This is a genomic window from Pseudomonas sp. AK-TSAG1-1, assembly GCF_056821665.1.
On the sequence record NZ_CM165965.1, the window covers coordinates 1,856,305 to 1,881,717 of the forward strand.

A 25,413-nucleotide genomic window follows, 5' to 3' on the forward strand; every position below is an offset into this window, starting at 1 on the left:
AAAATGGTTTTATTCAGGCAAAGAAACTCCGCACCAACTTGATTGGCGTGCAGCGATGGAGCTTTGCAAGTTTTGCGTCGAGTGATTAGCCAGTGGTGGGCGAAGTCTCGATGTTTGCTACGGGGCGAGCTGTTTCGTCCGTGGACTTCCTCAATCGGAAAATCCCCATGAAGATGAGCGTCATCAGCAGGCTGGACAATGTCAGGAATATATAAAGTGCGGTTCCGCTGAGGTTCTGTATAAACAGCCCGCCGACAATCGGCGAGAGAGAAAAGCCGATGCTGTATAACGATGCGGCACCAAAGTAGGCACCTCGCAGATTGGGCGGCGCCAGGCTGTCGACAAACATGTTGATGCACGGAAAGAGCAGGGTCTGGCTGATACTCATGAGCAATACAGCGCCGTACCACAACGCCTTGATGTCGTAGTTGTGCGCGGCCAAGGCAAAGCCGGCCTCGCCGAGGATCAACAGGGCCGAGCCAAGATAAATCTTGGTGTTCAGTGATACCGACGACAGTGCACTGGCAAGCGGCAATTGCAGTATCACGATTGTCGAGGCATGCAAAACGATCAACGAGGCGACAAAGGGCAGGTAACCTTCGAAGGCAAGGGCGGCCATCAGTTGCGGCAGGCTGGAGTCAAAACTGCCAAAGATGAACATCATGATGATGTTATTGATCACCAGCGCCAGGAACAGATGGTCTTTGGCGAGCACGCCCATGGTGCTTTTGAAACTGGTGGTATTGACCGCCTTGAGGGTCACACCTTTGCCGAAGACCACCACGCCGACCAGCAGCAGCACATAGGACAGGGTTACCAGGACGAAGGACAGGGAGTCGGCGGAGATTCCCAGTTTGAGCCCGAAGTAGGGACCTGTCGCCGCACCGGCGTTGAGGAAAAAGTAGCGCAGATGCATGGCGCGCTCGACCAGAGGCCGAGATTCGATGACATCGCCGATGATGGTTTTGATCGGGTTGTTGACCAGTGCCCACGACAGGTTTGCCAGCAGAGTCCCGGCAATGTAGCCATAAGCGCTGCTGCTGATGCCCAGTAGCAGGTAAGAGCTTGCAGCCACGACGCAGCCCAGCACGATGATTTTCAAGCGGCCGATTTTGTCCGACAGGTAACCGCTGTAAAAACTCGCTATCGAGGACAGGGCGATGGACAGTGTCAGGATCAGGCCGATAAACGTCGCACTGAAACCGAACCGGGTGTACAGCACGATCGAGATAAACGGCCAGACCATCATTGAAGTTGCACGGGTGACAAAGGTGCCGATAAACAATATCCAGATGAACAGTGGCATCTCGGAGATATATTGAGTGATACCGGTTTTTATTGAAGTATGCATGTTGATGACGGCCGTTTTTCAAACCCGCGACAAGTGCAGATTGAAGTGGTTGGATCAATGCATTGCCGACGCTGATCGCTGTAGTAATTCATCCGCAGCTAATTGAAGATGCACGACACTCCATGCCATTCGGACGGCATATTGAAATGTATCGATGGATGTATTACTGATAAGCCGAGCGACAGGCTATGCGCAAGTTTCGCTGAGTCTTGAATAATAAAGTCCGCTGCGACCTACAGGTTGCAGATATCGGGTAGACCAGCGTCGAAAGGGAGGATAAGGGAGAGCCGATATCATTCCTTGAATATCGTTGAACACGTCATTGCATCCTTGGCAGTGTTGAGGCGAGTCTACATAAGCTGTCACAGAATGTTAATAAAAAATTCACATTTAAATTTTTGTGTTCGATTTCGAATCTGCTTGTGGCTTTGACTCACGAGTTCGTTAAACGAGCAGCGCCTGTCTGAAAGACGAAATGGCAGTGGCAGTCTTTACCCGGGCGGGCGCAGAAGGGCAGGCATGACAAAAATGTCGGGCGTGAAGACGCGCTGACAAGCTCGACAAGGTCGGCGCTTGCCAGCGGTTGGGAGGGTTTACTCGGCTATCTGCAGTTTGCGCGACTCGGTGTACACGTAGCGAACTTTCTCGTACTCGAACGGCGAGTTCATCTGGCCATAGCGGAAGTTGGTCTGGTAGCGCTTGTCGACCGCGCGCAGGGCCCAGATTTCCGGGTGGTTTTCGCTGACTTTCGACACGTTCAGGTAGTTGATCGCCGATTCGGCGGTGTAGTCCACGGCCAGCCCGGCGGTATCACGAATGTTCGACGGGCCGAGGATCGGCAGCACGAAGTAAGCGCCGCCCGGTACGCCGTAGAAGCCCAGGGTCTGACCGAAGTCTTCGCTCTGGCGCGGCAGGCCCATGGCGGTGGCCGGGTCCCACAGACCGGCGACGCCGATGGTGGTGTTGAGCAGCAGCCGCGCCGTGGTTTCCATCGAACGCTTGCCCTTGAACTGCAGCAGGCTGTTGACCAGGTTCGGCACGTCGCCAAGGTTGTTGAAGAAATTGCTCACACCGGTGCGCAGGAAGCTTGGCGTCACGTAGCGATAACCGTCGACCACCGGCAGGAACACCCATTGGTCGAAGCGGTAGTTGAAGTGGTAGACGCGGCGGTTCCACGATTCCAGCGGGTCATAGACGTTGAGTGCGTTGAGCGTCGAACGCTCGAACTCACGCTGGTCCAGCCCCGGGTTGAACTTGAGTTTGGACAGCGGCTCCTTGAACCCGTCGCTGTCGACCACCACTGGCGCATTGGCTTTGCTGTTGTCGGCCTGGGCCACGCCTGCACTGAGGAGCGCTGCAATCAGCAGGAGATATTTAGCCACGGAAGAACTCCAGCATGGCGTCGCTGTTGACGCGGTAGTTAAGGTTGCCGCAATGGCCGCCGTACGGATAAACGGTCAGGCGATCACCAAAGGTCTTGCGCAGGAAGCCCAGGTCGCCGGGGCCGAGGATCACGTCGTCGGCATTGTGCATGACGGCGATTTTCGGGCTGTCATGCAGGTAATCCTTCAGGGCGTACAGGCTGACCTGATCGATCAGTTGCAGCAGGCTGCCGCCGTCGGTACGGGCGCGCCACATCGGGATCACCTGATCGGTCAGGTAGCAGTCGAAATCGCATTGCAGCGCACGCTTGAGGAACGGCGTGAGGCTGGTGCCTTCGGTGATCGGGAATTTCGGCGGGGTAATCAGGCCGCGACGGTTGATCAGGTCCGAAGTAAAGGCAATGTCGGCCGCCGAGAAGCGGAACGAGGTGCCGATCAGCATCGCCATCTGCTCGTTGGTCAGGTGCTGTTTGGACTGCTGGAAGTCGTAGAGCAGGGCGTCGTTGAGGTCGATGTAGCCCTTCTGCTGGAAGTAGCGGGTCAGCTTGCCCAGCACCAGTTCATAGAACGTGGTGCTGTTATTGATGCCTTTGACTTCGGTCTGCACCAGCTTGTCGAGGTTGCTGATCGAGGTGTAGAGGTTGACCGGCGGGTTGAGCAGCAGGACTTTCTTGAAGTTGAAGCTGCGTCGGGTTTCGTCCAGGTGCGCGACGAACGCGGCATCCAGGGCGCCAAGGCTGTAGCCGCTCAGGTAATACTCGGTAACCGGCAGTTTCGGGTTCTGCGCGCGGACGGCCTGCATCACCCGGTACATGTCTTCGGCGTCTTCCTTGGTGATGCCGGGCGTGGCGAAACGTGAAGCGGCGCTGATGAAGTCGAAGCTGGTCGGCGACGACAACTGCACGACGTGGTAGCCAGCCTTGTAGTAGAGCTTTTTCAGGTATTCATTGAGCGTGCTGTCAAAGCGCGCGCCGGTGCCGGCGATCAGGAAGATCAGCGGGGCCGGTTTGTCCTGCTCGGCGATGCGGTAGGTGAGTTTCTTCACCGCCCAGAAATTGTCCGGGAGGATGAACGCCCGTTCCGGGCGCAGGGTGATGCTGTGGTCGGACTGGTTGATGTCCTCGTTGGACGGCAGTTCCGGGCGCAGGTCCGGCGGCGTCGTGGCGATGGTCGCCTCGAACGGGTTGGTCAGGGGATAGCCATAGCTGGCGGCATCGATATCCACCGCCAGTGCGGACGCACTCAGAATAAGGCCGCTGAACAGCGCGGCGAAGCGCAAGGAACGGAGCATGACTAGATCCCTTAGAGGAAGGTGCCGAATGAGGTTCGCAGGCTATGACCACCGGGTTTGCGCCAAAGTGCCATGCGGCGGCACCAAACAGGCAGAATTCGGGGTAATAGTAGCTGGACGATACACTTTGCACGTCGCGGATGACCAGTTAACAGTTGTTAGTGCTTGCCAATGGTGCAAGTCCGATTAAGCTGGCCGCCGATTTCCGTAGATTGGAGTGATTCATGTCCCGCCGCTTGCCCGTGATCCTGTTGCTCGTTCTGCTGCCGTTATGGCTGGCGGCCAGTTATGGCGCGCGTTATGGCTTCATGGAGGATGGGCAGTGGGTCGGCATCTGCGTCGATGAGGCCAGCCGCTGGGAATGTGCGGTGCGTTCGAACCTGGGGCTGATGATTCACTTCAAGGTGCTGGGCTGGGCCGCGCTGGGTACGGCGCTGCTCGGTTTTGTCTTGCCCGGGCGGACGGGGTGGTGGCTGGCGGTGCTGGCGCTGGTGTTCGGGCTGCCGGCACTGGCGCTTTACAACACCACGTTAGCGGTGTTTGCGCTGGTGATTGGCGGGTTGCGCCTGGTCCGGGCGTCCCGTAGCACCTGACCGTCGGCCTTCGCGAGCAAGCCCGCTCCCACATTTGATTGCGTTCCAGCTGGAGGAACCCGATCAGATGTGGGAGCGGGCTTGCTCGCGAAGGGGCAAGATTGGCCTCTGGAGATCAGCGGTTGCGAACCCGCAAGCAGCGCCACAACGCCGCCACCATGAGCCCACTCACCAGCGCCCAACCCCAGGCCTGCTGGTTCTGCAACCCTTCCACAAATAACTGCGGCGCAATGCCGGCGCCAACGATAAAGGTCAGCAGGGCGATTTCCCGGCGCGGCACGCTGACCGGACGGCACACGTACACCAGCGCCGGCAGAATGAACGCCATGCTGGCGAAGCTGCGATAACGTGCGTCGAACACCATCTCCAGCATCATCACCGCTGCAGCAAAACCTGCTACGGCAACCAGCCAACCGGCGCGTCGCTCCAGCAGATTGAACGCGCGTTCACGCCAACCCTGGCGGCTGCTCAAGGTCAGCGCAGCATGCGCCAGCACCAGCAGGTTCAACGCTGTCAGCAAACCGACCCACAGCCATTCGCCGGCAAACCGCGTGGTCACCCGCGCCAGATCGCCCCAGGCGCCGATCGAGCAGGCGGCCACCGCGCCGAGCAGCGGCAGGATCAATGCTGATTGTGTGCTGCGCACCCGGCCGCCGAGCAGCAGCGTGCCGAGGAAAATCAGCCCGCCCAGGCCCAGCCATTCCTTCCAGTACGGCACGTTGGTCACCGGCCCGGCGAGTACGCCCTTGTCCTGACGATCCGCGTCGAACAGGCCCCAGTAGCCACCGACCGCACCTTCGCTGCCACGCTTCCATGGTTGGTCGAACGCCTCGATCAGGTTGTAATGCCAGCCTTCCTTCTCGGCCATCGCGACAAAACCACGAATGAATTTGGCTTCATTGACCCGGCTCGGCAGGGCGGTCTCGCGCTGGCGGCCTTCGCTGGGCCAGCCGGTCTCGCCGATCATCACGTCTTTGGGCGCGAACTTGTTGCCGAACACCTGACGCACATCCGCCACGTGTTGCAGGGCGACGTCGATGTTCGACGGATCGTCTTCCCAATACGGCAGCAAGTGAATGGTCAGGAAATCCACGGCCGGCGCGACTTCCGGATGCTTGAGCCAGAACTCCCAGACATCGGCATACGTGACCGGCTGCCTGACCTGGCTTTTGACCTTGTTGATCAGTCTGGCCAGTTGCGCGCCGGTGACTTCCTTGCGCAGCAAGGCCTCGTTGCCGACGATCACCGCACTGACCACGTCCGGGTTGGCGTTGGCCGAGGCGATCAGCAGGTCGACTTCTTTTTCAGTGTCCACCGGGTTGCTGTTGACCCAGGCACCGATCATCAATTTCAAACCGTGCTTGCGCGCCAGCTCGGGCAGGGCTTCGAGGCCGGTCATCGAGTAGGTGCGGATGCATTCGAAGCGCGTCGCCAGCAGGGCGAGGTCGGCGTCCATACGTTCCGGACGCAGCTTGAACGGCACGTCGAACGGCGACTGATCCTTGTCGAACGGCGTGTAGGAGGCGCATTGCAACTTGTGCGTCGGAGTGGCAGCGTCCGGCAGGATCACTGGTTTGCCGAGGCCATACCAGAAACCGCCAAGGGCAAACAGGCCAAGCAGGCAAGCGAAGAAATAGGGAACGAGCGGAAAGCGGGAAGTCGCGGACATGATCAGGCCGAGTGGCTGCAAAGCGACGCATGTTACCTGCATTTATCCGCGGGTTGGTGGCCTGCATCATTTGCCCATGCAAAGTTCGGGCGGATTATTTGGCGTCATTTATTCAGACGCGATTAATGGCTTTCTGATGTCGTTTCTCGTTGTCTTGAGGTCGTTGCCAGAGCAGGTCGCAGCGGGCGTCAGGTTGATGATCAAAAGCGTCAGTACTCCACTGTCGTACGAGCGAGTTTGCGGTCGGGCGTGATGGGGGCGCTGTGCACCATAACAATACGTTGACGATGCCCGGCATCCGTCGGGCGCAGCATTTCGGGGAAGTAACGATGAAGATGCGACGACTTTTAGGCGCAGGTGCCGCTCTGGTGCTTGCGATGAGCTCCACTTTCGCCAGCGCTGAAAAACAGACCCTGAACATCGGTTACGTTGACGGCTGGTCCGACAGCGTTGCGACCACCCACGTGGCGGCCGAAGTGATCAAGCAGAAACTCGGCTACGACGTGAAACTGCAAGCCGTCGCCACCGGGATCATGTGGCAGGGCGTGGCCACCGGCAAACTCGATGCGATGCTCTCGGCGTGGCTGCCGGTCACCCACGGCGAATACTGGGCGAAGAACAAGGATCTGGTCGTCGATTACGGCCCGAACTTCAAGGATGCGAAAATCGGCCTGATCGTGCCGGAGTACGTCAAAGCGAAATCGATCGAAGACCTGAAAACCGACGACAGCTTCAAAAACCGTATTGTCGGCATCGACGCCGGTTCAGGCGTGATGCTCAAGACTGATCAGGCGATCAAGGATTATGGCCTGGACAAATACACCCTCAAGGCCAGTTCCGGCGCCGGCATGATTGCCGAGTTGACCCGTGCCGAGAAGAAGAACGAATCGATCGCCGTCACCGGTTGGGTGCCGCACTGGATGTTCGCCAAGTGGAAACTGCGCTTCCTCGACGACCCGAAAGGCGTGTATGGCGCGGCTGAAACCGTGAACAGCATCGGCAGCAAGGAACTCGCCACCAAGGCCCCGGAAGTGGCCAAGTTCCTGAAGAATTTCCAGTGGGCGTCGAAAGACGAGATCGGCGAAGTCATGCTGGCGATTCAGGACGGCGCCAAACCTGAAGCTGCGGCCAAGGATTGGGTCGCCAAACACCCGGATCGCGTAGCCGACTGGACCAAATAACCCCGGATAAAGCACTGCACCTGTGGGAGCGGGCTTGCTCGCGAAAGCGTCGGATCAGTCAACCAGATTGTTGACTGACAGGACGCCTTCGCGAGCAAGCCCGCTCCCACATTTGTTTCTGGCGCAGCGTGGTTCACAGGGTTTGTGGCTGTTTGAGAGGTCATTTCCGATTATTTCGGCTCTTTACAGTCCGAAAATTGGCGAAAGTGTCATGTCGTTCTAATACTAAGGTCGTCTGGAAGCCGTTCCGCAGCCGCATACAGTGGATACGTTCCAACAATAATCTGTGCTGCGAGGATAAAAACAATGAACGACAGCATTTACCTCTCGATTCAAAACAGCCCGCGCTTCAAGGAGCTGGTGAAGAAAAGGGAACGATTCGCCTGGATACTCTCGGCGATCATGCTAGGGCTTTACTCCGCCTTCATCCTGCTGATCGCTTACGGGCCGCAAGTGCTCGGCGCCAAGATCAGTCCCGAATCATCCATCACCTGGGGTATCCCGATCGGTGTCGGCCTGATTGTCTCGGCCTTCGTCCTGACCGCTATCTACGTACGACGCGCCAATGGCGAGTTCGACGACCTGAACAATGCGATTCTCAAGGAGGCTCAGCAATGATCCGGCGTCTACTGGCTCTTTTGAGCATCGCAGCGTTCGCTCCGGCAGTCTGGGCCGCTGACGCCTTGACCGGCGAAGTCCACAAACAACCGCTCAACGTCGCCGCGATCGCCATGTTCGTGGTGTTCGTCGGTGCCACTCTGTGCATCACCTACTGGGCGTCCAAACGCAACAAGTCGGCCGCCGACTACTATGCGGCGGGCGGCAAGATCACCGGGTTCCAGAACGGTCTGGCGATTGCCGGTGACTACATGTCGGCGGCGTCCTTCCTGGGGATTTCCGCGCTGGTGTTCACCTCCGGCTACGATGGCCTGATCTACTCGATCGGCTTCCTGGTGGGGTGGCCGATCATTCTGTTCCTGATCGCCGAACGCCTGCGCAACCTGGGTAAATACACCTTTGCCGACGTGGCGTCCTATCGCCTCGGGCAAACTCAGATCCGCACCCTGTCTGCCTGCGGTTCGCTGGTGGTGGTGGCGTTCTACCTGATCGCGCAAATGGTCGGTGCCGGCAAGCTGATCCAGCTGCTGTTCGGCCTCGACTACTATGTCGCGGTGATTCTGGTGGGCATCCTGATGTGCCTTTACGTGCTGTTCGGCGGCATGCTGGCGACCACCTGGGTGCAGATTATCAAGGCGGTGCTGTTGCTGTCCGGTGCCTCGTTCATGGCGCTGATGGTGATGAAGCACGTCAACTTCGATTTCAACATGCTGTTCTCCGAGGCGATCAAGGTCCACCCTAAAGGTGAGGCGATCATGAGCCCGGGCGGCCTGGTGAAAGATCCGATTTCGGCATTCTCCCTCGGCCTGGCGCTGATGTTCGGTACCGCCGGCCTGCCGCACATCCTGATGCGCTTCTTCACCGTGAGCGACGCCAAGGAGGCGCGCAAGAGCGTGCTGTATGCAACCGGCTTCATTGGCTACTTCTACATCCTGACGTTCATCATCGGCTTCGGCGCGATCCTGCTGGTCAGCACCAACCCGGCCTTCAAAGATGCGGCGGGCGCTCTGCTCGGCGGCAACAACATGGCGGCGGTGCACCTGGCTGACGCGGTGGGTGGCAGTATTTTCCTTGGCTTCATCTCGGCGGTGGCGTTTGCGACCATTCTGGCGGTAGTGGCTGGTTTGACGCTGGCCGGTGCCTCGGCGGTGTCTCACGACCTGTATGCCAGCGTGATCAAGAAGGGCAAGGCCAACGACAAGGATGAGATTCGCGTGTCGAAGATCACCACTATTGCACTGGGTGTTCTGGCTATTGGCCTGGGTATCCTGTTCGAAAGCCAGAACATTGCGTTCATGGTTGGCCTGGCGTTCTCGATTGCGGCGAGTTGCAACTTCCCGGTACTGCTGCTTTCGATGTACTGGAAGAAGCTGACCACCCGCGGTGCAATGGTGGGTGGCTGGATGGGGTTGATCAGTGCCGTGGGGCTGATGATCCTTGGTCCAACCATTTGGGTGCAGATTCTGCATCACGAGAAGGCGATCTTCCCTTACGAGTACCCGGCGCTGTTTTCGATGATCATTGCGTTCATCGGCATCTGGTTCTTCTCGATCACTGACAAGTCGGCGGCGGCCGAGAACGAGCGGGCGCTGTTCTTCCCGCAGTTTGTGCGTTCGCAGACTGGCCTTGGGGCGAGTGGGGCGGTTTCGCACTAACAGCTGATTACATGTTTTGACTGAAATGCCCCGGTTGAGAGATCGGGGCATTTTTTTTTGTGGGCGGTTATCGGGCAGGCTGGGTTTTTTGTGGGAATGGGTACATATCCGTTGTTGTGGTAACGGCGGCTTAGGGTTCCGCCCTTACGGCGGGTCACTTTTTCCAGACGCCGAAAAAGTAACCAAAAAGGCTTGCTCCTACGTCCGGCCCGCTCGCTGAGGCTCGGGGTTCCTTCGCTCCGGGATCCATCCGGGCGCAGCGCCTACGGTTTGCTTCGCTGATCCATCGGGGGCTCTTGATTCCAGGGCATGGTCAGTACCTCCTGACCATGATTGATACCTGTAAACCATGCCCCCGGTCTCAAACGTAAAGGATGTACCCGGTCTTTACCGTGAGGGGCTTTTGATCTTGCTTTGGCTTTGGCTTTTGATCTTCAGGCCCCTTCGGCAGGCCGAGCGTAGGTGTCCATCAGGGGCTAGGCGCGCAGCGCCGTGCGGCGAAGCCGCATACATCGAGAGGAGGTGCAGCGAAGCAAACCGTAGGCGATGCCCCCGGATGGACACCGTAGCGAGGGAACACTGAGCCTCAGCGAAGTGCCGTACGCCGGGGCCAAGCCTTTTGGTTCCTTTTTGGCGTTTGAAAAAGGGACTCGCTGTAAGAGCGAAACCGCCAGCGGCAGCACCCGCAGCAACGGATATGTCCCCAATCCCCAATCCCCAATCCCCAAATCCCGGACAAACAAAAACGGCCCCTATATAAATAGAAGCCGTTCCCGATACAACTCAAGACGTTATCGCAAGACAGGTCTTATTTGCGGTCTTCCAGCTTGGTGATATCACGCGACTCGTAGCCGGTGTACAGCTGGCGCGGACGGCCAATCTTGTACGGGCTGGAGAGCATTTCTTTCCAGTGGGAGATCCAGCCAACAGTACGTGCCAAAGCAAAGATCACAGTAAACATGCTGGTTGGAATGCCGATCGCCTTGAGGATGATCCCCGAGTAGAAGTCGACGTTCGGGTACAGCGAGCGCTCGATGAAGTACGGGTCGGTCAGCGCGATCTCTTCCAGGCGCATGGCCAGTTCGAGTTGCGGATCGTTGTTGATGCCCAGTTCCTTCAGTACTTCGTCGCAGGTCTGCTTCATTACAGTCGCGCGAGGATCGCGGTTCTTGTAAACGCGGTGACCGAAGCCCATCAGCTTGAACGGATCGTTCTTGTCCTTGGCCTTGGCGATGAACTTGTCGATGTTGGACACATCGCCAATCTCGTCAAGCATGGTCAACACGGCTTCGTTCGCGCCGCCGTGGGCAGGGCCCCACAGTGCGGCGATACCAGCGGCGATACAGGCGAACGGGTTGGCACCCGAGGAGCCTGCCAGACGCACGGTGGAAGTCGATGCGTTCTGCTCGTGGTCGGCGTGGAGGATGAAGATCCGGTCCATGGCCTTGGCGAGTACCGGGCTGATCGGTTTGATCTCGCACGGGGTGTTGAACATCATGTGCAGGAAGTTTTCCGCGTACGTCAGGTCGTTGCGCGGGTACATCATGGGTTGGCCCATGGAGTACTTGTAAACCATCGCTGCCAGGGTTGGCATCTTGGCAACCAGACGGATCGCGGAGATTTCGCGATGCTGCGGGTTATTGATGTCCAGGGAGTCGTGGTAGAAGGCCGAGAGGGCGCCGACTACGCCGCACATGACGGCCATCGGGTGGGCGTCGCGACGGAAGCCGTTGAAGAAGGTTTTCAGCTGCTCGTGAACCATGGTGTGGTTTTTCACGGTGCTGACGAACTGGGCCTTCTGTTCTGCGGTCGGCAGTTCGCCGTTGAGCAGCAGGTAGCAGGTTTCCAGGTAGTCCGACTTTTCAGCCAGCTGTTCGATCGGGTAGCCGCGGTGCAACAGAATGCCGTTGTCGCCGTCGATATAGGTGATCTTCGATTCGCACGAGGCGGTCGACATGAAACCCGGGTCGAAAGTGAAGCGGCCCGTGGCCGTCAGGCCCCGAACATCGATTACATCGGGACCAACGGTGCCGGTTAAAATGGGCAGCTCGACGGGGGCTGCGCCCTCGATGATCAACTGCGCTTTTTTGTCAGCCATGTGGCCTCCTATTTATGCTTGAACCATCAGACAGACCCCCCACGCAGGGCCCGCACCACTATAGTGAGATAAATTCGAATGTCAATTTGCCTAAAGTCTTGCTCCAGAAGGCTTTAAGCGCACTTTTTCCTCGAAATTGACTGCCATTTACGCCTTTTATGCGACTTGTGCAATCAGCTATTGGGGGTAGGTGATTGCGTTGTCATTAGTAGCCTAACTGTCTATACTCGGCCACCGACCGCCAAGGGCTTTTGGGCTTGCTTTCATTGGGGGTCGCATCCCTGGGTGGTGGTTACCTGACCAGTGCACTCCCCAACAACTTTGCCCTGATTGTTAGGGGCTCTTCAGTGTGAAAAAAAAGCCGTGAAAAGCCAACGACCTGTAAACCTAGACCTAAGGACCATCAAACTCCCAGTCACTGCTTACACGTCCATTCTTCACCGTATCTCCGGTGTCATCCTCTTTGTCAGCCTGGCCATCATGCTTTACGCATTGGACAAGTCGCTGAGCTCCGAGGAAGGCTTCGGTCAGGTGAAAGCGTGTCTGACCAGTCCGCTAGCCAAGCTAGTGATTTGGGGCATCCTGTCCGCTCTGCTGTATCACTTGGTTGCCGGTGTGCGCCATTTGATCATGGACATGGGCATCGGCGAGACGCTGGAAGGCGGCAAGCTGGGCTCGAAAATCGTTATCGCCGTTTCCGTGGTGGTAATCGTTCTGGCAGGAGTCTGGATATGGTAACTAACGTCACGAACCTCTCGCGTTCGGGCCTCTATGACTGGATGGCGCAGCGTGTGTCGGCGGTCGTTCTCGCGGCTTACTTCATCTTTCTGATCGGATACGTCGTGGCCCACCCAGGCCTCGAGTACGCCCAGTGGCATGAACTGTTCGCCCACAACGGGATGCGTATTTTCAGCCTCCTGGCCCTTGTTGCTCTCGGCGCTCACGCCTGGGTCGGCATGTGGACCATCGCGACTGACTACCTGACGCCAATGGCGTTCGGCAAGTCCGCGACGGCTATACGTTTCCTTTTCCAGGCAGTATGCGGCGTTGCGATGTTCGCTTACTTCGTCTGGGGTGTGCAGATTCTCTGGGGTATCTGAGTCATGGCTAACATTCCAACGATTTCTTTCGACGCCATCATTATTGGTGGTGGCGGTGCCGGCATGCGCGCTGCGCTGCAGCTGGCACAAGGCGGTCACAAGACTGCCGTGATCACCAAGGTTTTCCCGACCCGCTCGCACACTGTATCCGCCCAGGGCGGCATCACCTGTGCGATCGCGTCCGCTGACCCGAACGATGACTGGCGCTGGCACATGTACGATACCGTCAAGGGCTCCGACTATATCGGTGACCAGGACGCGATCGAATACATGTGTCAGGAAGGCCCGGCTGCCGTTTTCGAGCTGGACCACATGGGTCTGCCGTTCTCGCGTACCGAGCAAGGCCGTATCTACCAGCGTCCGTTCGGCGGTCAGTCCAAGGATTACGGTAAGGGCGGCCAGGCTGCTCGTACCTGCGCAGCGTCCGACCGTACTGGTCACGCTCTGCTGCACACCCTTTATCAGGGCAACCTGAAAGCCGGTACCACGTTCCTGAACGAGTACTACGCTGTCGACCTGGTGAAAAACCAGGAAGGCGAGTTCGTCGGTGTGATCGCGATCTGCATCGAAACCGGCGAAACCTCCTACATCCGCGCCAAGGCCACCGTACTGGCCACCGGCGGTGCTGGCCGTATCTACGCATCCACCACCAATGCCCTGATCAACACCGGTGACGGCGTCGGCATGGCCCTGCGTGCTGGCGTGCCGGTACAAGACATCGAAATGTGGCAGTTCCACCCGACCGGCATCGCCGGCGCCGGTGTACTGGTTACCGAAGGTTGCCGTGGTGAAGGTGGTTACCTGATCAACAAGCACGGCGAGCGTTTCATGGAGCGTTATGCTCCGAACGCGAAAGACCTTGCCGGTCGTGACGTGGTTGCCCGCTCGATGGTTAAAGAAATCATCGCCGGCAACGGTTGCGGTCCGAATGGCGACCACGTGATGCTCAAACTCGACCATCTGGGCGAGGAAGTGCTGCACAGCCGTCTGCCAGGCATCTGCGAACTGTCGAAGACTTTCGCTCACGTTGACCCGGTTGTTGCGCCGGTTCCGGTTGTTCCGACCTGCCACTACATGATGGGCGGCGTTGCCACCAACATCCATGGTCAGGCGATCACCCAGAACGCCGAAGGTGTGGACCAGATCATTCCTGGTCTGTTCGCAGTAGGCGAAGTGGCTTGCGTATCGGTGCACGGTGCCAACCGTCTGGGCGGCAACTCGCTGCTCGACCTGGTGGTGTTCGGCCGCGCTGCCGGCCTGCACCTGGAAAAGGCGCTGACCGACGGTATCGAATACGACGACGCTACCGAAGCCGACATCGAAGCTGCCCTGTCGCGTCTGAACGCGCTGAACGGCCGTACCGATGGTGAAGACGTGGCTACCCTGCGTCGCGAGCTGCAAAGCTGCATGCAGAACTACTTCGGTGTGTTCCGTACCGGCGAATACATGCAGAAGGGCATCGCTCAGCTGGCTGATCTGCGCAAGCGTATCGCCAACGTGAAGATCAACGACAAGTCGCAGGCGTTCAACACTGCGCGTATCGAAGCGCTCGAGCTGCAAAACCTGCTGGAAGTGGCTGAAGCTACTGCCATCGCTGCCGAAGTGCGTAAAGAGTCCCGCGGTGCTCACGCCCGTGAAGACTTCGAAGATCGTGACGACGAAAACTGGCTGTGCCACACCCTGTACTTCCCGGGTGACAAGCGCGTCACCAAGCGTGCCGTGAACTTCTCGCCGAAGACTGTTCCGACTTTCGAACCTAAAGTCCGGACTTATTAAGGGTGACCGCCATGTTGCAAGTCAGTGTTTATCGCTACAACCCTGATCAGGACGCTGCGCCGTTCATGCAGGAATTCCAGGTCGATACCGGTGGTAAAGACCTGATGGTGCTGGACGTGCTGGCCCTGATCAAAGAGCAGGACGAGGGTTTCTCCTATCGTCGCTCTTGCCGTGAAGGCGTCTGCGGCTCCGACGGCATGAACATCAACGGCAAGAACGGTCTGGCGTGCATCACGCCGCTGTCCGCCGTAGTGAAAGGCAACAAGTTGATCGTTCGTCCGCTGCCAGGTTTGCCGGTTATCCGTGACCTGGTTGTCGATATGAGCATCTTCTACAAGCAATACGAGAAGGTTAAGCCATACCTGCAGAACGACACGCCGGCTCCGGCCATCGAGCGTCTGCAGTCCCCTGAAGAGCGTGAAAAGCTCGACGGTCTGTACGAGTGCATTCTGTGCGCCTGCTGCTCGACCTCGTGCCCGTCCTTCTGGTGGAACCCGGACAAGTTCCTGGGTCCAGCTGCCCTGCTGCAAGCGTACCGCTTCCTGGCAGACAGCCGCGACACCAAGACATCCGAGCGTCTGGCTTCGCTCGATGACCCGTTCAGCGTATTCCGCTGCCGGGGCATCATGAACTGCGTCAACGTATGTCCGAAAGGCCTGAACCCGACTAAGGCCATCGGTCACATCCGTAACATGCTGCTTTCGAGCGGCGTGTGATTCAGCTGCTGTAATCGTAGAACCGCTGTACCGAAGAGGCTGTGGCGCGGGCTTCAACCCGCGTCATGGCTATAACCAGAGCAGTAGTCACAAGCTGCAGCTCTTATTTTGAAGAAATGAGACAAGCAGGGGCATCCGGGCTGGTACCCGGACTATCAGCGTGATCCTAAGTGGCTTGTTTTGGTCGCTGCATTCGGACTTCTGCAAGTTTGCTCGGTATTGGCGCCGATGGTGTTCCCCTAACCGAGGGTGACCAAGCATGCAAGAAAGCGTGATGCAGCGCATGTGGAACAGCGCCTACCTTTCAGGTGGAAACGCTGCCTATGTGGAAGAGCTTTATGAGCTCTACCTGCACGACCCTAACGCTGTGCCAGAAGAGTGGCGCACCTACTTTCAGAAGTTGCCTGCCGACGGCAACTCTGCCACTGATGTTTCGCACTCCACAATTCGCGATCATTTCGTGCTGCTGGCAAAGAACCAGCGCCGCGCCCAACCGGTTTCCGCCGGGAGCGTGAGCAGTGAGCACGAGAAGAAGCAAGTTGAAGTGCTGCGATTGATCCAGGCCTACCGTATGCGTGGCCACCAGGCAGCCCAGCTTGACCCGCTGGGGCTGTGGCAGCGTCCTGCACCTGCAGACCTGTCGATCAATCATTACGGCTTGACCAATGCCGATCTTGATACGACCTTCCGTGCCGGCGACCTGTTCATCGGCAAAGAGGAAGCGAGCCTACGCGAAATTCACGAAGCGTTGCAGCAGACATATTGCCGCACCATCGGCGCTGAATTTACGCACATCACCGATTCCGAGCAGCGCCAGTGGTTCCAGCAGCGTCTGGAAAGCGTGCGCGGTCGTCCGACGTACTCGGCCGACATCAAGAGCCATCTGCTCGAGCGCGTCACTGCCGGTGAAGGCCTGGAAAAATACCTGGGCACCAAATACCCGGGCACCAAGCGTTTCGGTCTGGAAGGCGGCGAAAGCCTGATTCCGATGCTCGACGAACTGATCCAGCGTTCCGGTTCCTACGGCACCAAGGAAGTTGTCATCGGCATGGCCCACCGTGGCCGTCTGAACGTGCTGGTCAACACCTTCGGCAAGAACCCGCGCGAGCTGTTCGACGAGTTCGAAGGCAAGAAGAAGGTCGAGCTGGGTTCCGGTGACGTTAAATACCACCAGGGCTTCTCGTCCAACGTAATGACCGCAGGCGGTGAAGTTCACCTGGCCATGGCGTTCAACCCGTCCCACCTGGAAATCGTTTCCCCGGTGGTAGAAGGTTCGGTTCGCGCCCGTCAGGATCGTCGTAACGACCCGACCGGTGAGAAGGTTCTGCCGATCTCCATCCACGGTGACGCTGCATTCGCAGGTCAGGGCGTGGTCATGGAAACCTTCCAGATGTCGCAGACCCGCGGTTTCAAGACCGGCGGTACCGTGCACATCGTGATCAACAACCAGGTTGGTTTCACCATCAGCAACCCGCTGGACTCGCGCTCCACCGAGTACGCCACCGACGTTGCGAAGATGATCCAGGCGCCGATCCTCCATGTGAATGGTGATGATCCGGAAGCCGTGCTGTTCGTGACCCAGCTGGCCATCGACTACCGCATGCAGTTCAAGCGTGACGTGGTGATCGACCTGGTCTGCTACCGTCGTCGCGGCCACAACGAGGCCGACGAACCAAGCGGCACCCAGCCTCTGATGTACCAGCAGATCACCAAGCAGCGCACCACCCGTGAGCTGTACGCTGATCGTCTGACTCAGGCCGGTGTACTGGACGCTGAACGTGTTCAGGCCAAGGTTGACGAGTACCGCAATGCGCTGGACAACGGTCTGCACGTAGTGAAATCGCTGGTCAAAGAACCGAACAAAGAGCTGTTCGTGGACTGGCGTCCGTATCTGGGCCACGCCTGGACTGCGCGTCACGACACGCGTTTCGATCTGAAGACCCTGCAAGAACTGTCTGCCAAGCTGCTGGAAATTCCGGAAGGCTTCGTGGTTCAGCGTCAGGTTGCGAAGATCTACGAAGACCGTCAGAAGATGCAAGCCGGCGGCCTGCCGATCAACTGGGGTTACGCCGAAACCATGGCGTACGCGACCCTCGCGTTCGAAGGTCACCCGATCCGCATGACTGGTCAGGACATCGGCCGCGGTACGTTCTCGCACCGTCACGCTGTGCTGCACAACCAGAAAGACGCGGGCACCTACATTCCTCTGGCGCACTTGTACGACGGTCAGCCACGCTTTGACCTGTACGACTCGTTCCTGTCGGAAGAAGCGGTACTGGCATTCGAATACGGTTACTCGACCACCACGCCAAACGCGCTTGTGATCTGGGAAGCCCAGTTCGGCGACTTCGCCAACGGTGCACAGGTTGTTATCGACCAGTTCATCACCAGCGGCGAGCACAAGTGGGGCCGTCTCTGCGGTCTGACCATGCTGTTGCCGCACGGCTACGAAGGTCAGGGCCCTGAGCACAGCTCGGCACGTCTTGAGCGTTACCTGCAGCTGTGCGCCGAGCACAACATTCAGGTGTGCATGCCGACCACGCCGGCCCAGATCTACCACTTGCTGCGCCGTCAGGTGATTCGCCCGCTGCGCAAGCCACTGGTTGTTCTGACTCCGAAGTCGCTGCTGCGTCACAAACTGGCCATCTCGACGCTGGAAGATCTGGCCGAAGGTTCGTTCCAGACCGTGATCCCGGAAATCGATGTTCTGGACCCGAAAAAGGTCGAGCGCGTTGTTCTGTGTAGCGGCAAGGTCTACTACGACCTGCTGGAAAAACGCCGTGCCGAAGGCCGTGAAGATATCGCCATCGTGCGTATCGAGCAGCTGTATCCATTCCCTGAGGACGACTTGAAAGAAGTCCTGGCTCCGTACACCAACGTCAAGCATGCCGTGTGGTGTCAGGAAGAGCCGATGAACCAGGGTGCCTGGTACTGCAGCCAGCATCACTTGCGTCGCAGCATCAGCAACCTCAACAAGTCTCTCGTACTTGAGTACGCGGGCCGTGAGGCTTCTGCTGCACCTGCATGTGGTTATGCATCGATGCACGCCGAACAGCAGGAAAAACTGCTGAACGACGCCTTTACTGTTTAACGCCTTCGCGCACCTGAAACCGAATTTAAGGAACCACAGATAATGGCTATCGAGATCAAAGCCCCCACTTTCCCGGAATCGGTTGCCGATGGCACCGTTGCCACCTGGCACAAACAACCGGGCGACGCCGTCAAGCGCGACGAACTGATCGTCGACATCGAAACTGACAAAGTCGTACTGGAAGTTCTGGCTACCGCCGACGGCGTGCTGGGCGCCATCGTCAAGGGCGAGGGCGAGACCGTCCTGTCCGACGAAGTCCTGGGCTCCATCGTTGAAGGCGGTGCGGCTGCCGCTGCTCCAGCCGCCGCTGCTGCTCCGGCTGCTGCCGCTGCACCGGCTGCTGCCGAAGGCGAAGACGATCCTGTTGCTGCTCCGGCTGCACGCAAGCTGGCTGAAGAAAACGGCATCAACATCGCTTCCGTTGCCGGCACCGGCAAAGGTGGTCGTGTGACCAAGGAGGACGTCGTGGCTGCTGTTGCTGCCAAGAAAGCTGCTCCGGCTGCCGCACCTGCCAAGGCTGCTGCTCCAGCTGCCGCTGCTCCTGTGTTCGCCGCTGGCGACCGCATCGAGAAGCGCGTGCCGATGACCCGCGTTCGTGCCACCGTGGCCAAGCGTCTGGTTGAAGCTCAGTCGAACATGGCGATGCTGACCACTTTCAACGAAGTCGACATGACCGAAGTCATGGCGCTGCGTTCGAAGTACAAGGATCTGTTCGAGAAGTCCCACAACGGCGTACGCCTGGGCTTCATGTCGTTCTTCGTGAAAGCAGCTACCGAAGCGCTGAAGCGTTTCCCTGCTGTCAACGCGTCGATCGACGGCGGCGATATCGTTTACCACGGCTACGCTGACATCGGCGTTGCCGTTTCCAGCGACCGTGGCCTGGTTGTACCGGTCCTGCGTAACGCCGAGCTGATGAGCCTGGCTGAAATCGAAGGCGGCATCGCAACATTCGGCAAAAAAGCCCGTGACGGCAAACTGTCGATGGACGAGATGACCGGTGGTACCTTCACCATCACCAACGGTGGTACCTTCGGTTCGATGATGTCGACCCCGATCGTCAACCCGCCGCAGGCAGCGATTCTGGGCATGCACAACATCATCCAGCGTCCGATGGCCATCAACGGCCAGGTCGTGATCCGTCCGATGATGTACCTGGCACTGTCCTACGATCACCGCCTGATCGATGGCAAAGAAGCTGTGACCTTCCTGGTGACCATCAAGAACCTGCTGGAAGACCCGGCTCGTCTGTTGCTGGATATCTGATAGAAGCAGTCGCGGGCTTCAAGCTTCAAGCTGCCGGAAAGGGCAGCCTGGCTTGGAGCGCGCGGCTTGAAGCTTTTCGCTAAAGAGGATTTTTTGAATGTCGCAGAAATTTGACGTAGTAGTGATCGGTGCCGGCCCTGGCGGCTATGTTGCTGCCATCAAGGCCGCGCAGTTGGGTCTCACCACTGCCTGCATCGAGAAGTACACCGACGCTGAAGGCAAGCAAGCCCTCGGCGGTACTTGCCTGAACGTCGGCTGCATTCCGTCCAAGGCGCTGCTGGACAGCTCCTGGAAGTACAAGGAAGCCAAAGAGAGCTTCAACGTTCACGGTATCTCGACCGGCGAAGTCAAAATGGACGTCGCAGCGATGGTTGGCCGCAAGGCTGGCATCGTCAAGAACCTGACCGGCGGCGTTGCCACCCTGTTCAAGGCCAACGGCGTTACTTCGATCCAGGGCCACGGCAAACTGCTGGCTGGCAAGAAAGTCGAAGTCACCAAGCCGGACGGCTCGGTTGAAGTCATCGAAGCTGAAAACGTCATCCTGGCTCCAGGTTCGCGTCCGATCGACATTCCACCGGCTCCGGTCGATCAGAAAGTCATCGTCGACTCGACTGGCGCTCTGGAATTCCAAACCGTACCTAAACGTCTGGGCGTGATCGGCGCTGGCGTGATCGGTCTGGAACTGGGTTCGGTATGGTCGCGTCTGGGCTCGGAAGTGGTTGTCCTGGAAGCACTGGACACCTTCCTGATGGCAGCGGATACCGCTGTTTCCAAGGAAGCGCTGAAAACCCTGACCAAACAAGGTCTGGACATCAAGCTGGGCGCTCGCGTGACCGGCTCGAAAGTCAACGGCGACGAAGTCGTTGTCAACTACACCGATGCCAACGGCGAACAGACCATCACTTTCGACAAGCTGATCGTAGCCGTTGGTCGCCGTCCGGTGACCACTGAGCTGCTGGCTGCCGACAGTGGCGTGACCCTGGACGAGCGCGGTTTCGTGCACGTTGACGATCACTGCGCCACCACTGTACCGGGCGTTTTCGCCATTGGTGACGTGGTTCGCGGCATGATGCTGGCTCACAAGGCTTCGGAAGAAGGCATCATGGTTGTCGAGCGCATCAAGGGCCACAAGGCTCAGATGAACTATGACCTGATCCCTTCGGTTATTTATACTCACCCGGAAATCGCGTGGGTTGGCAAAACCGAGCAGGCCTTGAAAGCCGAAGGCGTTGAAGTTAACGTCGGCACCTTCCCGTTCGCCGCCTCCGGCCGTGCCATGGCCGCCAACGATACCGGTGGTTTCGTCAAGGTCATCGCTGATGCCAAGACTGACCGCGTATTGGGCGTGCACGTGATTGGTCCGAGCGCTGCAGAACTGGTTCAGCAGGGCGCGATCGGTATGGAATTCGGCACCAGCGCTGAAGACCTGGGCATGATGGTTTTCTCCCATCCGACCCTGTCTGAAGCCTTGCACGAAGCTGCTCTGGCTGTGAATGGCGGCGCCATCCACATTGCCAACCGCAAGAAGCGTTAAGACATAATAAGAAACCACGGCGGTAACGGCCCGTCGTGAGCCTTGCGAGCAAGTCTCACCGCGGAATGTCCGCTGGACGCAGTCTTGCGTAGCTCAGCTACGCAAGCAGCAGTCACAGGTGGCGCGGCACTCAAACGAGCGCAGCGCCGAATGCGCAGTACCTAACGAAGACGGTAAAAAGCATGAATCTTCACGAGTATCAGGGTAAGCAGCTGTTCGCTGAATACGGCCTGCCAGTTTCCACTGGTTACGCAGTAGACACCCCGGAAGCAGCAGCAGAAGCTTGCGACAAAATCGGCGGCAGCGAGTGGGTTGTCAAAGCCCAGGTCCACGCCGGTGGTCGCGGTAAAGCGGGCGGCGTCAAGCTGGTTCGCAGCAAAGAAGACGCCAAAGCCTTCGCACAGCAGTGGCTGGGCAAGCGTCTGGTGACTTACCAGACTGACGCCAATGGCCAGCCAGTCACCAAGATCCTGGTTGAATCGTGCACTGATATCGCTAAAGAGCTGTACCTGGGCGCTGTCGTTGACCGTTCGAGCCGTCGCATCGTGTTCATGGCTTCCACCGAAGGTGGCGTGGACATCGAGAAAATCGCTCACGACACTCCAGAAAAAATTCTGAAAGCCACTATCGATCCACTGGTTGGCGCTCAGCCATTCCAGGGTCGCGAGCTGGCATTCCAGCTGGGTCTGGAAGGCAAGCAGGTTGCTCAGTTCGCCAAGATCTTCGTAGGTCTGGCCAAGCTGTTCAAGGATCACGACCTGGCTCTGCTGGAAGTGAACCCGCTGGTGATCAAGGCTGACGGCGATCTGCACTGCCTGGACGCCAAGATCAACATCGACGCCAACGCAATGTACCGTCAGCCTAAGCTGAAGACTTTCCACGATCCGTCGCAAGACGATCCGCGCGAAGCGCACGCTGCCAAGTTCGAACTGAACTACGTGGCACTGGAAGGCAACATCGGCTGCATGGTCAACGGTGCTGGCCTGGCCATGGGTACCATGGACATCGTCAACCTGCATGGCGGCAAGCCAGCCAACTTCCTCGACGTAGGTGGTGGCGCTACCAAAGAACGCGTAACTGAAGCGTTCAAGATCATTCTGTCCGACACCAACGTCGCTGCAGTACTGGTCAACATCTTCGGCGGCATCGTTCGCTGCGACATGATTGCCGAAGGCATCATCGGCGCTGTGAAAGAAGTCGGCGTGAAAATCCCGGTTGTTGTTCGCCTTGAAGGTAACAACGCTGAGCTGGGCGCTAAAGTACTGGCAGAAAGCGGTTTGAACATCATCGCTGCTACCAGCCTGACCGACGCTGCTCAACAAGTTGTCAAAGCTGCGGAGGGCAAATAATGAGCGTCCTGATCAATAAAGACACCAAAGTTATCTGCCAGGGTATTACCGGTTCGCAAGGTAGTTTCCACACCCAGCAAGCCATCGAATACGGCACCAAGATGGTTGGTGGCGTTACTCCTGGCAAAGGCGGCACCGAGCACCTGGGTCTGCCAGTGTTCAACACTGTCAAAGACGCAGTAGCTGCCACCGGCGCTACCGCCAGCGTGATCTACGTTCCGGCTCCTTTCTGCAAGGACTCGATCCTGGAAGCAGCATTCGGCGGCATCAAGCTGATCGTCTGCATCACCGAAGGCATTCCTACCCTGGACATGCTGGACGCCAAAGTTAAGTGCGACGAGCTGGGCGTAGTCCTGATCGGCCCTAACTGCCCAGGCGTGATCACCCCAGGCGAATGCAAGATCGGCATCATGCCAGGTCACATTCACTTGCCAGGCAAGGTCGGTATCGTTTCGCGTTCCGGCACCCTGACCTACGAAGCCGTGAAGCAGACCACTGACGCCGGTTTCGGTCAGTCGACCTGCGTCGGCATCGGTGGTGACCCGATCCCGGGTTCGAACTTCATCGACATCCTGAAACTGTTCCAGGAAGACCCGAAGACCGAAGCGATCGTAATGATCGGCGAGATCGGCGGTTCGGCTGAAGAAGAAGCGGCTGCCTACATCAAGGCACACGTGACCAAGCCGGTTGTTTCCTACATCGCTGGTGTGACTGCTCCTCCGGGCAAGCGCATGGGCCATGCTGGCGCAATCATCTCTGGCGGCAAAGGCACTGCAGACGAGAAATTCGCTGCTCTGCAAGACGCAGGCGTGAAAACCGTGCGTTCGCTGGCAGACATCGGCAAGGCCCTGGCCGAGCTGACCGGTTGGGCTGTCAAGTAAGCCTCGCGCTGAACTGACGCTTCACCAAACAAAGGCCACCCTCGGGTGGCCTTTGTCGTTTCTGATGTTTATTTGACGATAGCGATTTATAGGCTCTCGCCCAATAACATGCAAAAACGCGACACAGACACGTCGCGTATCGGATAGTTCGCCCTCAAACAGTGCGTTTGTCAGACAAATTCGTTAGGCTAGCAGCCATTTTTGCGTCTGCCGCCCACAAGGCATGCAACGCGCTAAACGGGTCAGTCTCATACGGACTGACAGCATTTCCCTAACCCCACAGGGAAATCCCCCTCTAAATTCCGATTCAGTAGTGTGGTATTTCCTTAATGAAAGTTTTGAAAGGTCAGGACATCCTGGCACTTGGTTTTATGACATTTGCCCTGTTCGTCGGGGCCGGTAACATCATCTTCCCGCCTATCGTCGGTTTGCAGGCCGGACCTCACGTCTGGATGGCGGCGCTGGGCTTCCTGATCACTGCCGTCGGTTTGCCGGTGATCACCGTCGTTGCGCTGGCGAAAGTCGGCGGGGCGATGGACACGCTGAGCAGCCCGATCGGCAAGATAGCCGGCGGCATTCTGGCAGCCGCGTGCTACCTGGCGGTCGGCCCGTTGTTTGCCACTCCGCGTACCGCGACCGTGTCGTTCGAAGTGGGTCTGGCGCCGCTGACTGGCGAAAGCCCACTGGCGCTGTTCCTCTACAGCTCGGTGTACTTCCTGCTGGTGTTCTTCATCTCGCTGTATCCGGGGCGTCTGCTGGACACCGTGGGGCGTTTCCTGGCGCCGTTGAAGATCATCGCCCTGGCGGTGCTCGGTATCGCTGCATTCGCCTTGCCGGCGGGTGACATTGGCCAAGGCACGCCGGAGTACGTGGCGGCACCGTTTTCCCAGGGTTTCATTAATGGTTACCTGACCATGGATACCCTCGGCGCTCTGGTGTTCGGTATCGTCATCGTCAACGCGATCCGCTCCCGGGGCGTCGAGTCGCCAGCACTGATCACCCGTTACGCGATCATTGCCGGTCTCATCGCCGGTGTCGGTCTGGCGCTGGTGTATGTCAGCCTGTTCCGTCTCGGTTCCGGCAGCCATGAAGTGGCAGTCGGTGCTACCAACGGCGCGGCCGTGCTGCACGCTTACGTGCAACACACCTTCGGTTCGCTGGGCAGCGGCTTCCTCGCGGTGCTGATCTCGCTGGCGTGCCTGGTGACGGCGGTGGGTCTGACCTGCGCTTGCGCTGAGTACTTCAGCCGCGTGTTGCCACTGTCTTACAAGACGCTGGTGATCATTCTGGCGGCGTTCTCGCTGCTGGTGTCGAACCTGGGCCTGACCAAGCTGATCGCTTTCTCGATCCCGGTGCTGACCGCGATCTACCCGCCGTGCATCGTGTTGGTCGGCCTGAGCTTCTGCAAAGACTTCTGGCATGAGCACGGTCGCATCATCGGCCCGGTGATGCTGGTGTCCTTCGTGTTCGGCACCATCGACGCCCTCAAAGGCGCCGGTCTGGCTGACTGGATGCCATCGCAGCTGTCGCACCTGCCGCTGAGCGAGCAGGGTCTGGCGTGGCTGGTGCCATGCGTCATGACTCTGGTGGTCGCGGTGATCTGCGATCGCCTGCTGGGCAAGCGCAGCGAAGCGGTTGCCTGATTGCTGACCCGCCACAAGCGAGTCTTCAACGCTTAAACAGAAATGCCCCGTATCAATCGATACGGGGCATTTTTTATGCGCGTCAGGCAGTGTCTTTTTCCTTGAGCCAACGTCGAAGCACTGCGCAAATCTCAATATCGGAGCGGGCTTGCTCGCGCATGCGTCGGGTCATTCACTGTTTATGTATTTGGCACACCGCTTTCGCGAGCAAGCCCGCACCCA

At 58.3% G+C, this 25,413-nt stretch carries 19 protein-coding genes; 14 read left to right on the forward strand and 5 right to left on the reverse strand.

Going from position 1 to position 25,413, the window contains the following annotated elements:
* Positions 1-85: 85 nt before the first annotated feature.
* The 3 genes from AC1UK9_RS08500 to AC1UK9_RS08510 all read right to left on the reverse strand — a co-directional run bounded on the left by AC1UK9_RS08500 (position 86) and on the right by AC1UK9_RS08510 (position 4,024).
* Positions 86-1,351 (reverse strand): MFS transporter, encoded by a 1,266-nt coding sequence (locus AC1UK9_RS08500; protein ID WP_473014888.1) that lies wholly within the window; start codon positions 1,349-1,351, stop codon positions 86-88.
* Positions 1,352-1,944: 593 nt separating this feature from the next.
* On the reverse strand, positions 1,945-2,733 hold the full coding sequence (locus AC1UK9_RS08505) for an MlaA family lipoprotein (protein ID WP_262142796.1): 789 nt from the start codon (positions 2,731-2,733) through the stop codon (positions 1,945-1,947).
* A complete protein-coding gene (locus AC1UK9_RS08510) occupies positions 2,726-4,024 on the reverse strand; it encodes a serine/threonine protein kinase (protein WP_025111877.1) in 1,299 nt (432 codons plus the stop codon). The genes AC1UK9_RS08505 and AC1UK9_RS08510 overlap by 8 nt, the downstream gene beginning before the upstream one ends.
* A gap of 224 nt (positions 4,025-4,248) precedes the next feature.
* Between AC1UK9_RS08510 and AC1UK9_RS08515 the strand changes: the two genes are divergently transcribed.
* Positions 4,249-4,617, forward strand: a complete 369-nt coding sequence (locus AC1UK9_RS08515) for a hypothetical protein (protein WP_482579844.1) — start codon at positions 4,249-4,251, stop codon at positions 4,615-4,617.
* A gap of 115 nt (positions 4,618-4,732) precedes the next feature.
* On the opposite strand, the gene AC1UK9_RS08520 is transcribed toward AC1UK9_RS08515, so the two are convergent.
* On the reverse strand, positions 4,733-6,328 hold the full coding sequence (locus AC1UK9_RS08520) for a glycoside hydrolase family 17 protein (protein WP_473014889.1): 1,596 nt from the start codon (positions 6,326-6,328) through the stop codon (positions 4,733-4,735).
* Between the two features lie 287 nt (positions 6,329-6,615).
* Here AC1UK9_RS08520 and AC1UK9_RS08525 point away from each other — a divergent pair, with 287 nt between their 5' ends.
* The 3 genes from AC1UK9_RS08525 (at position 6,616) to AC1UK9_RS08535 (ending at position 9,740) form a co-directional block, all read left to right on the forward strand.
* Positions 6,616-7,467: a glycine betaine ABC transporter substrate-binding protein gene (locus AC1UK9_RS08525; RefSeq protein ID WP_025111874.1), complete on the forward strand. Its 852-nt coding sequence runs from the start codon at positions 6,616-6,618 to the stop codon at positions 7,465-7,467.
* 306 nt (positions 7,468-7,773) lie between these two features.
* On the forward strand, positions 7,774-8,085 hold the full coding sequence (locus AC1UK9_RS08530) for a DUF485 domain-containing protein (protein WP_102355194.1): 312 nt from the start codon (positions 7,774-7,776) through the stop codon (positions 8,083-8,085).
* Entirely contained in the window at positions 8,082-9,740 is a 1,659-nt protein-coding gene (locus AC1UK9_RS08535; RefSeq protein ID WP_025111872.1) for a cation acetate symporter, read from the forward strand. Before AC1UK9_RS08530 ends, AC1UK9_RS08535 begins: the two co-directional genes overlap by 4 nt.
* A gap of 808 nt (positions 9,741-10,548) precedes the next feature.
* Here AC1UK9_RS08535 and gltA read toward each other — a convergent pair.
* A complete protein-coding gene (gltA, locus tag AC1UK9_RS08540; protein ID WP_003222994.1) occupies positions 10,549-11,838 on the reverse strand; it encodes a citrate synthase in 1,290 nt (429 codons plus the stop codon).
* A 363-nt stretch (positions 11,839-12,201) separates the two neighbouring features.
* Between gltA and sdhC the strand changes: the two genes are divergently transcribed.
* The 10 genes from sdhC (at position 12,202) to brnQ (ending at position 25,191) form a co-directional block, all read left to right on the forward strand.
* Positions 12,202-12,576, forward strand: coding sequence for a succinate dehydrogenase, cytochrome b556 subunit (gene sdhC, locus AC1UK9_RS08545; protein ID WP_017127965.1), 375 nt, complete (start codon positions 12,202-12,204; stop codon positions 12,574-12,576).
* The gene (sdhD, locus tag AC1UK9_RS08550) at positions 12,570-12,938 is read left to right on the forward strand and encodes a succinate dehydrogenase, hydrophobic membrane anchor protein (RefSeq protein WP_003222999.1); all 369 of its coding nucleotides are present in this window, start codon (positions 12,570-12,572) and stop codon (positions 12,936-12,938) included. The genes sdhC and sdhD overlap by 7 nt, the downstream gene beginning before the upstream one ends.
* 3 nt (positions 12,939-12,941) lie before the next feature.
* Complete coding sequence (sdhA, locus tag AC1UK9_RS08555; protein WP_025111871.1) at positions 12,942-14,714, forward strand: succinate dehydrogenase flavoprotein subunit; 1,773 nt, start codon at positions 12,942-12,944, stop codon at positions 14,712-14,714.
* Between the two features lie 11 nt (positions 14,715-14,725).
* Positions 14,726-15,430: a succinate dehydrogenase iron-sulfur subunit gene (locus AC1UK9_RS08560; protein WP_003223007.1), complete on the forward strand. Its 705-nt coding sequence runs from the start codon at positions 14,726-14,728 to the stop codon at positions 15,428-15,430.
* A gap of 259 nt (positions 15,431-15,689) precedes the next feature.
* Positions 15,690-18,521: a 2-oxoglutarate dehydrogenase E1 component gene (locus tag AC1UK9_RS08565; protein WP_025111870.1), complete on the forward strand. Its 2,832-nt coding sequence runs from the start codon at positions 15,690-15,692 to the stop codon at positions 18,519-18,521.
* Positions 18,522-18,563: 42 nt separating this feature from the next.
* A complete protein-coding gene (gene odhB, locus AC1UK9_RS08570; RefSeq protein WP_473014890.1) occupies positions 18,564-19,784 on the forward strand; it encodes a 2-oxoglutarate dehydrogenase complex dihydrolipoyllysine-residue succinyltransferase in 1,221 nt (406 codons plus the stop codon).
* A 97-nt stretch (positions 19,785-19,881) separates the two neighbouring features.
* On the forward strand, positions 19,882-21,318 hold the full coding sequence (gene lpdA / locus AC1UK9_RS08575) for a dihydrolipoyl dehydrogenase (protein WP_482579845.1): 1,437 nt from the start codon (positions 19,882-19,884) through the stop codon (positions 21,316-21,318).
* Between the two features lie 182 nt (positions 21,319-21,500).
* Entirely contained in the window at positions 21,501-22,667 is a 1,167-nt protein-coding gene (gene sucC / locus AC1UK9_RS08580) for an ADP-forming succinate--CoA ligase subunit beta (RefSeq protein ID WP_007919879.1), read from the forward strand.
* On the forward strand, positions 22,667-23,548 hold the full coding sequence (gene sucD / locus AC1UK9_RS08585) for a succinate--CoA ligase subunit alpha (protein ID WP_007919877.1): 882 nt from the start codon (positions 22,667-22,669) through the stop codon (positions 23,546-23,548). The genes sucC and sucD overlap by 1 nt, the downstream gene beginning before the upstream one ends.
* 329 nt (positions 23,549-23,877) lie before the next feature.
* The gene (gene brnQ / locus AC1UK9_RS08590; protein ID WP_025111867.1) at positions 23,878-25,191 is read left to right on the forward strand and encodes a branched-chain amino acid transport system II carrier protein; all 1,314 of its coding nucleotides are present in this window, start codon (positions 23,878-23,880) and stop codon (positions 25,189-25,191) included.
* Positions 25,192-25,413 lie beyond the last annotated feature (222 nt).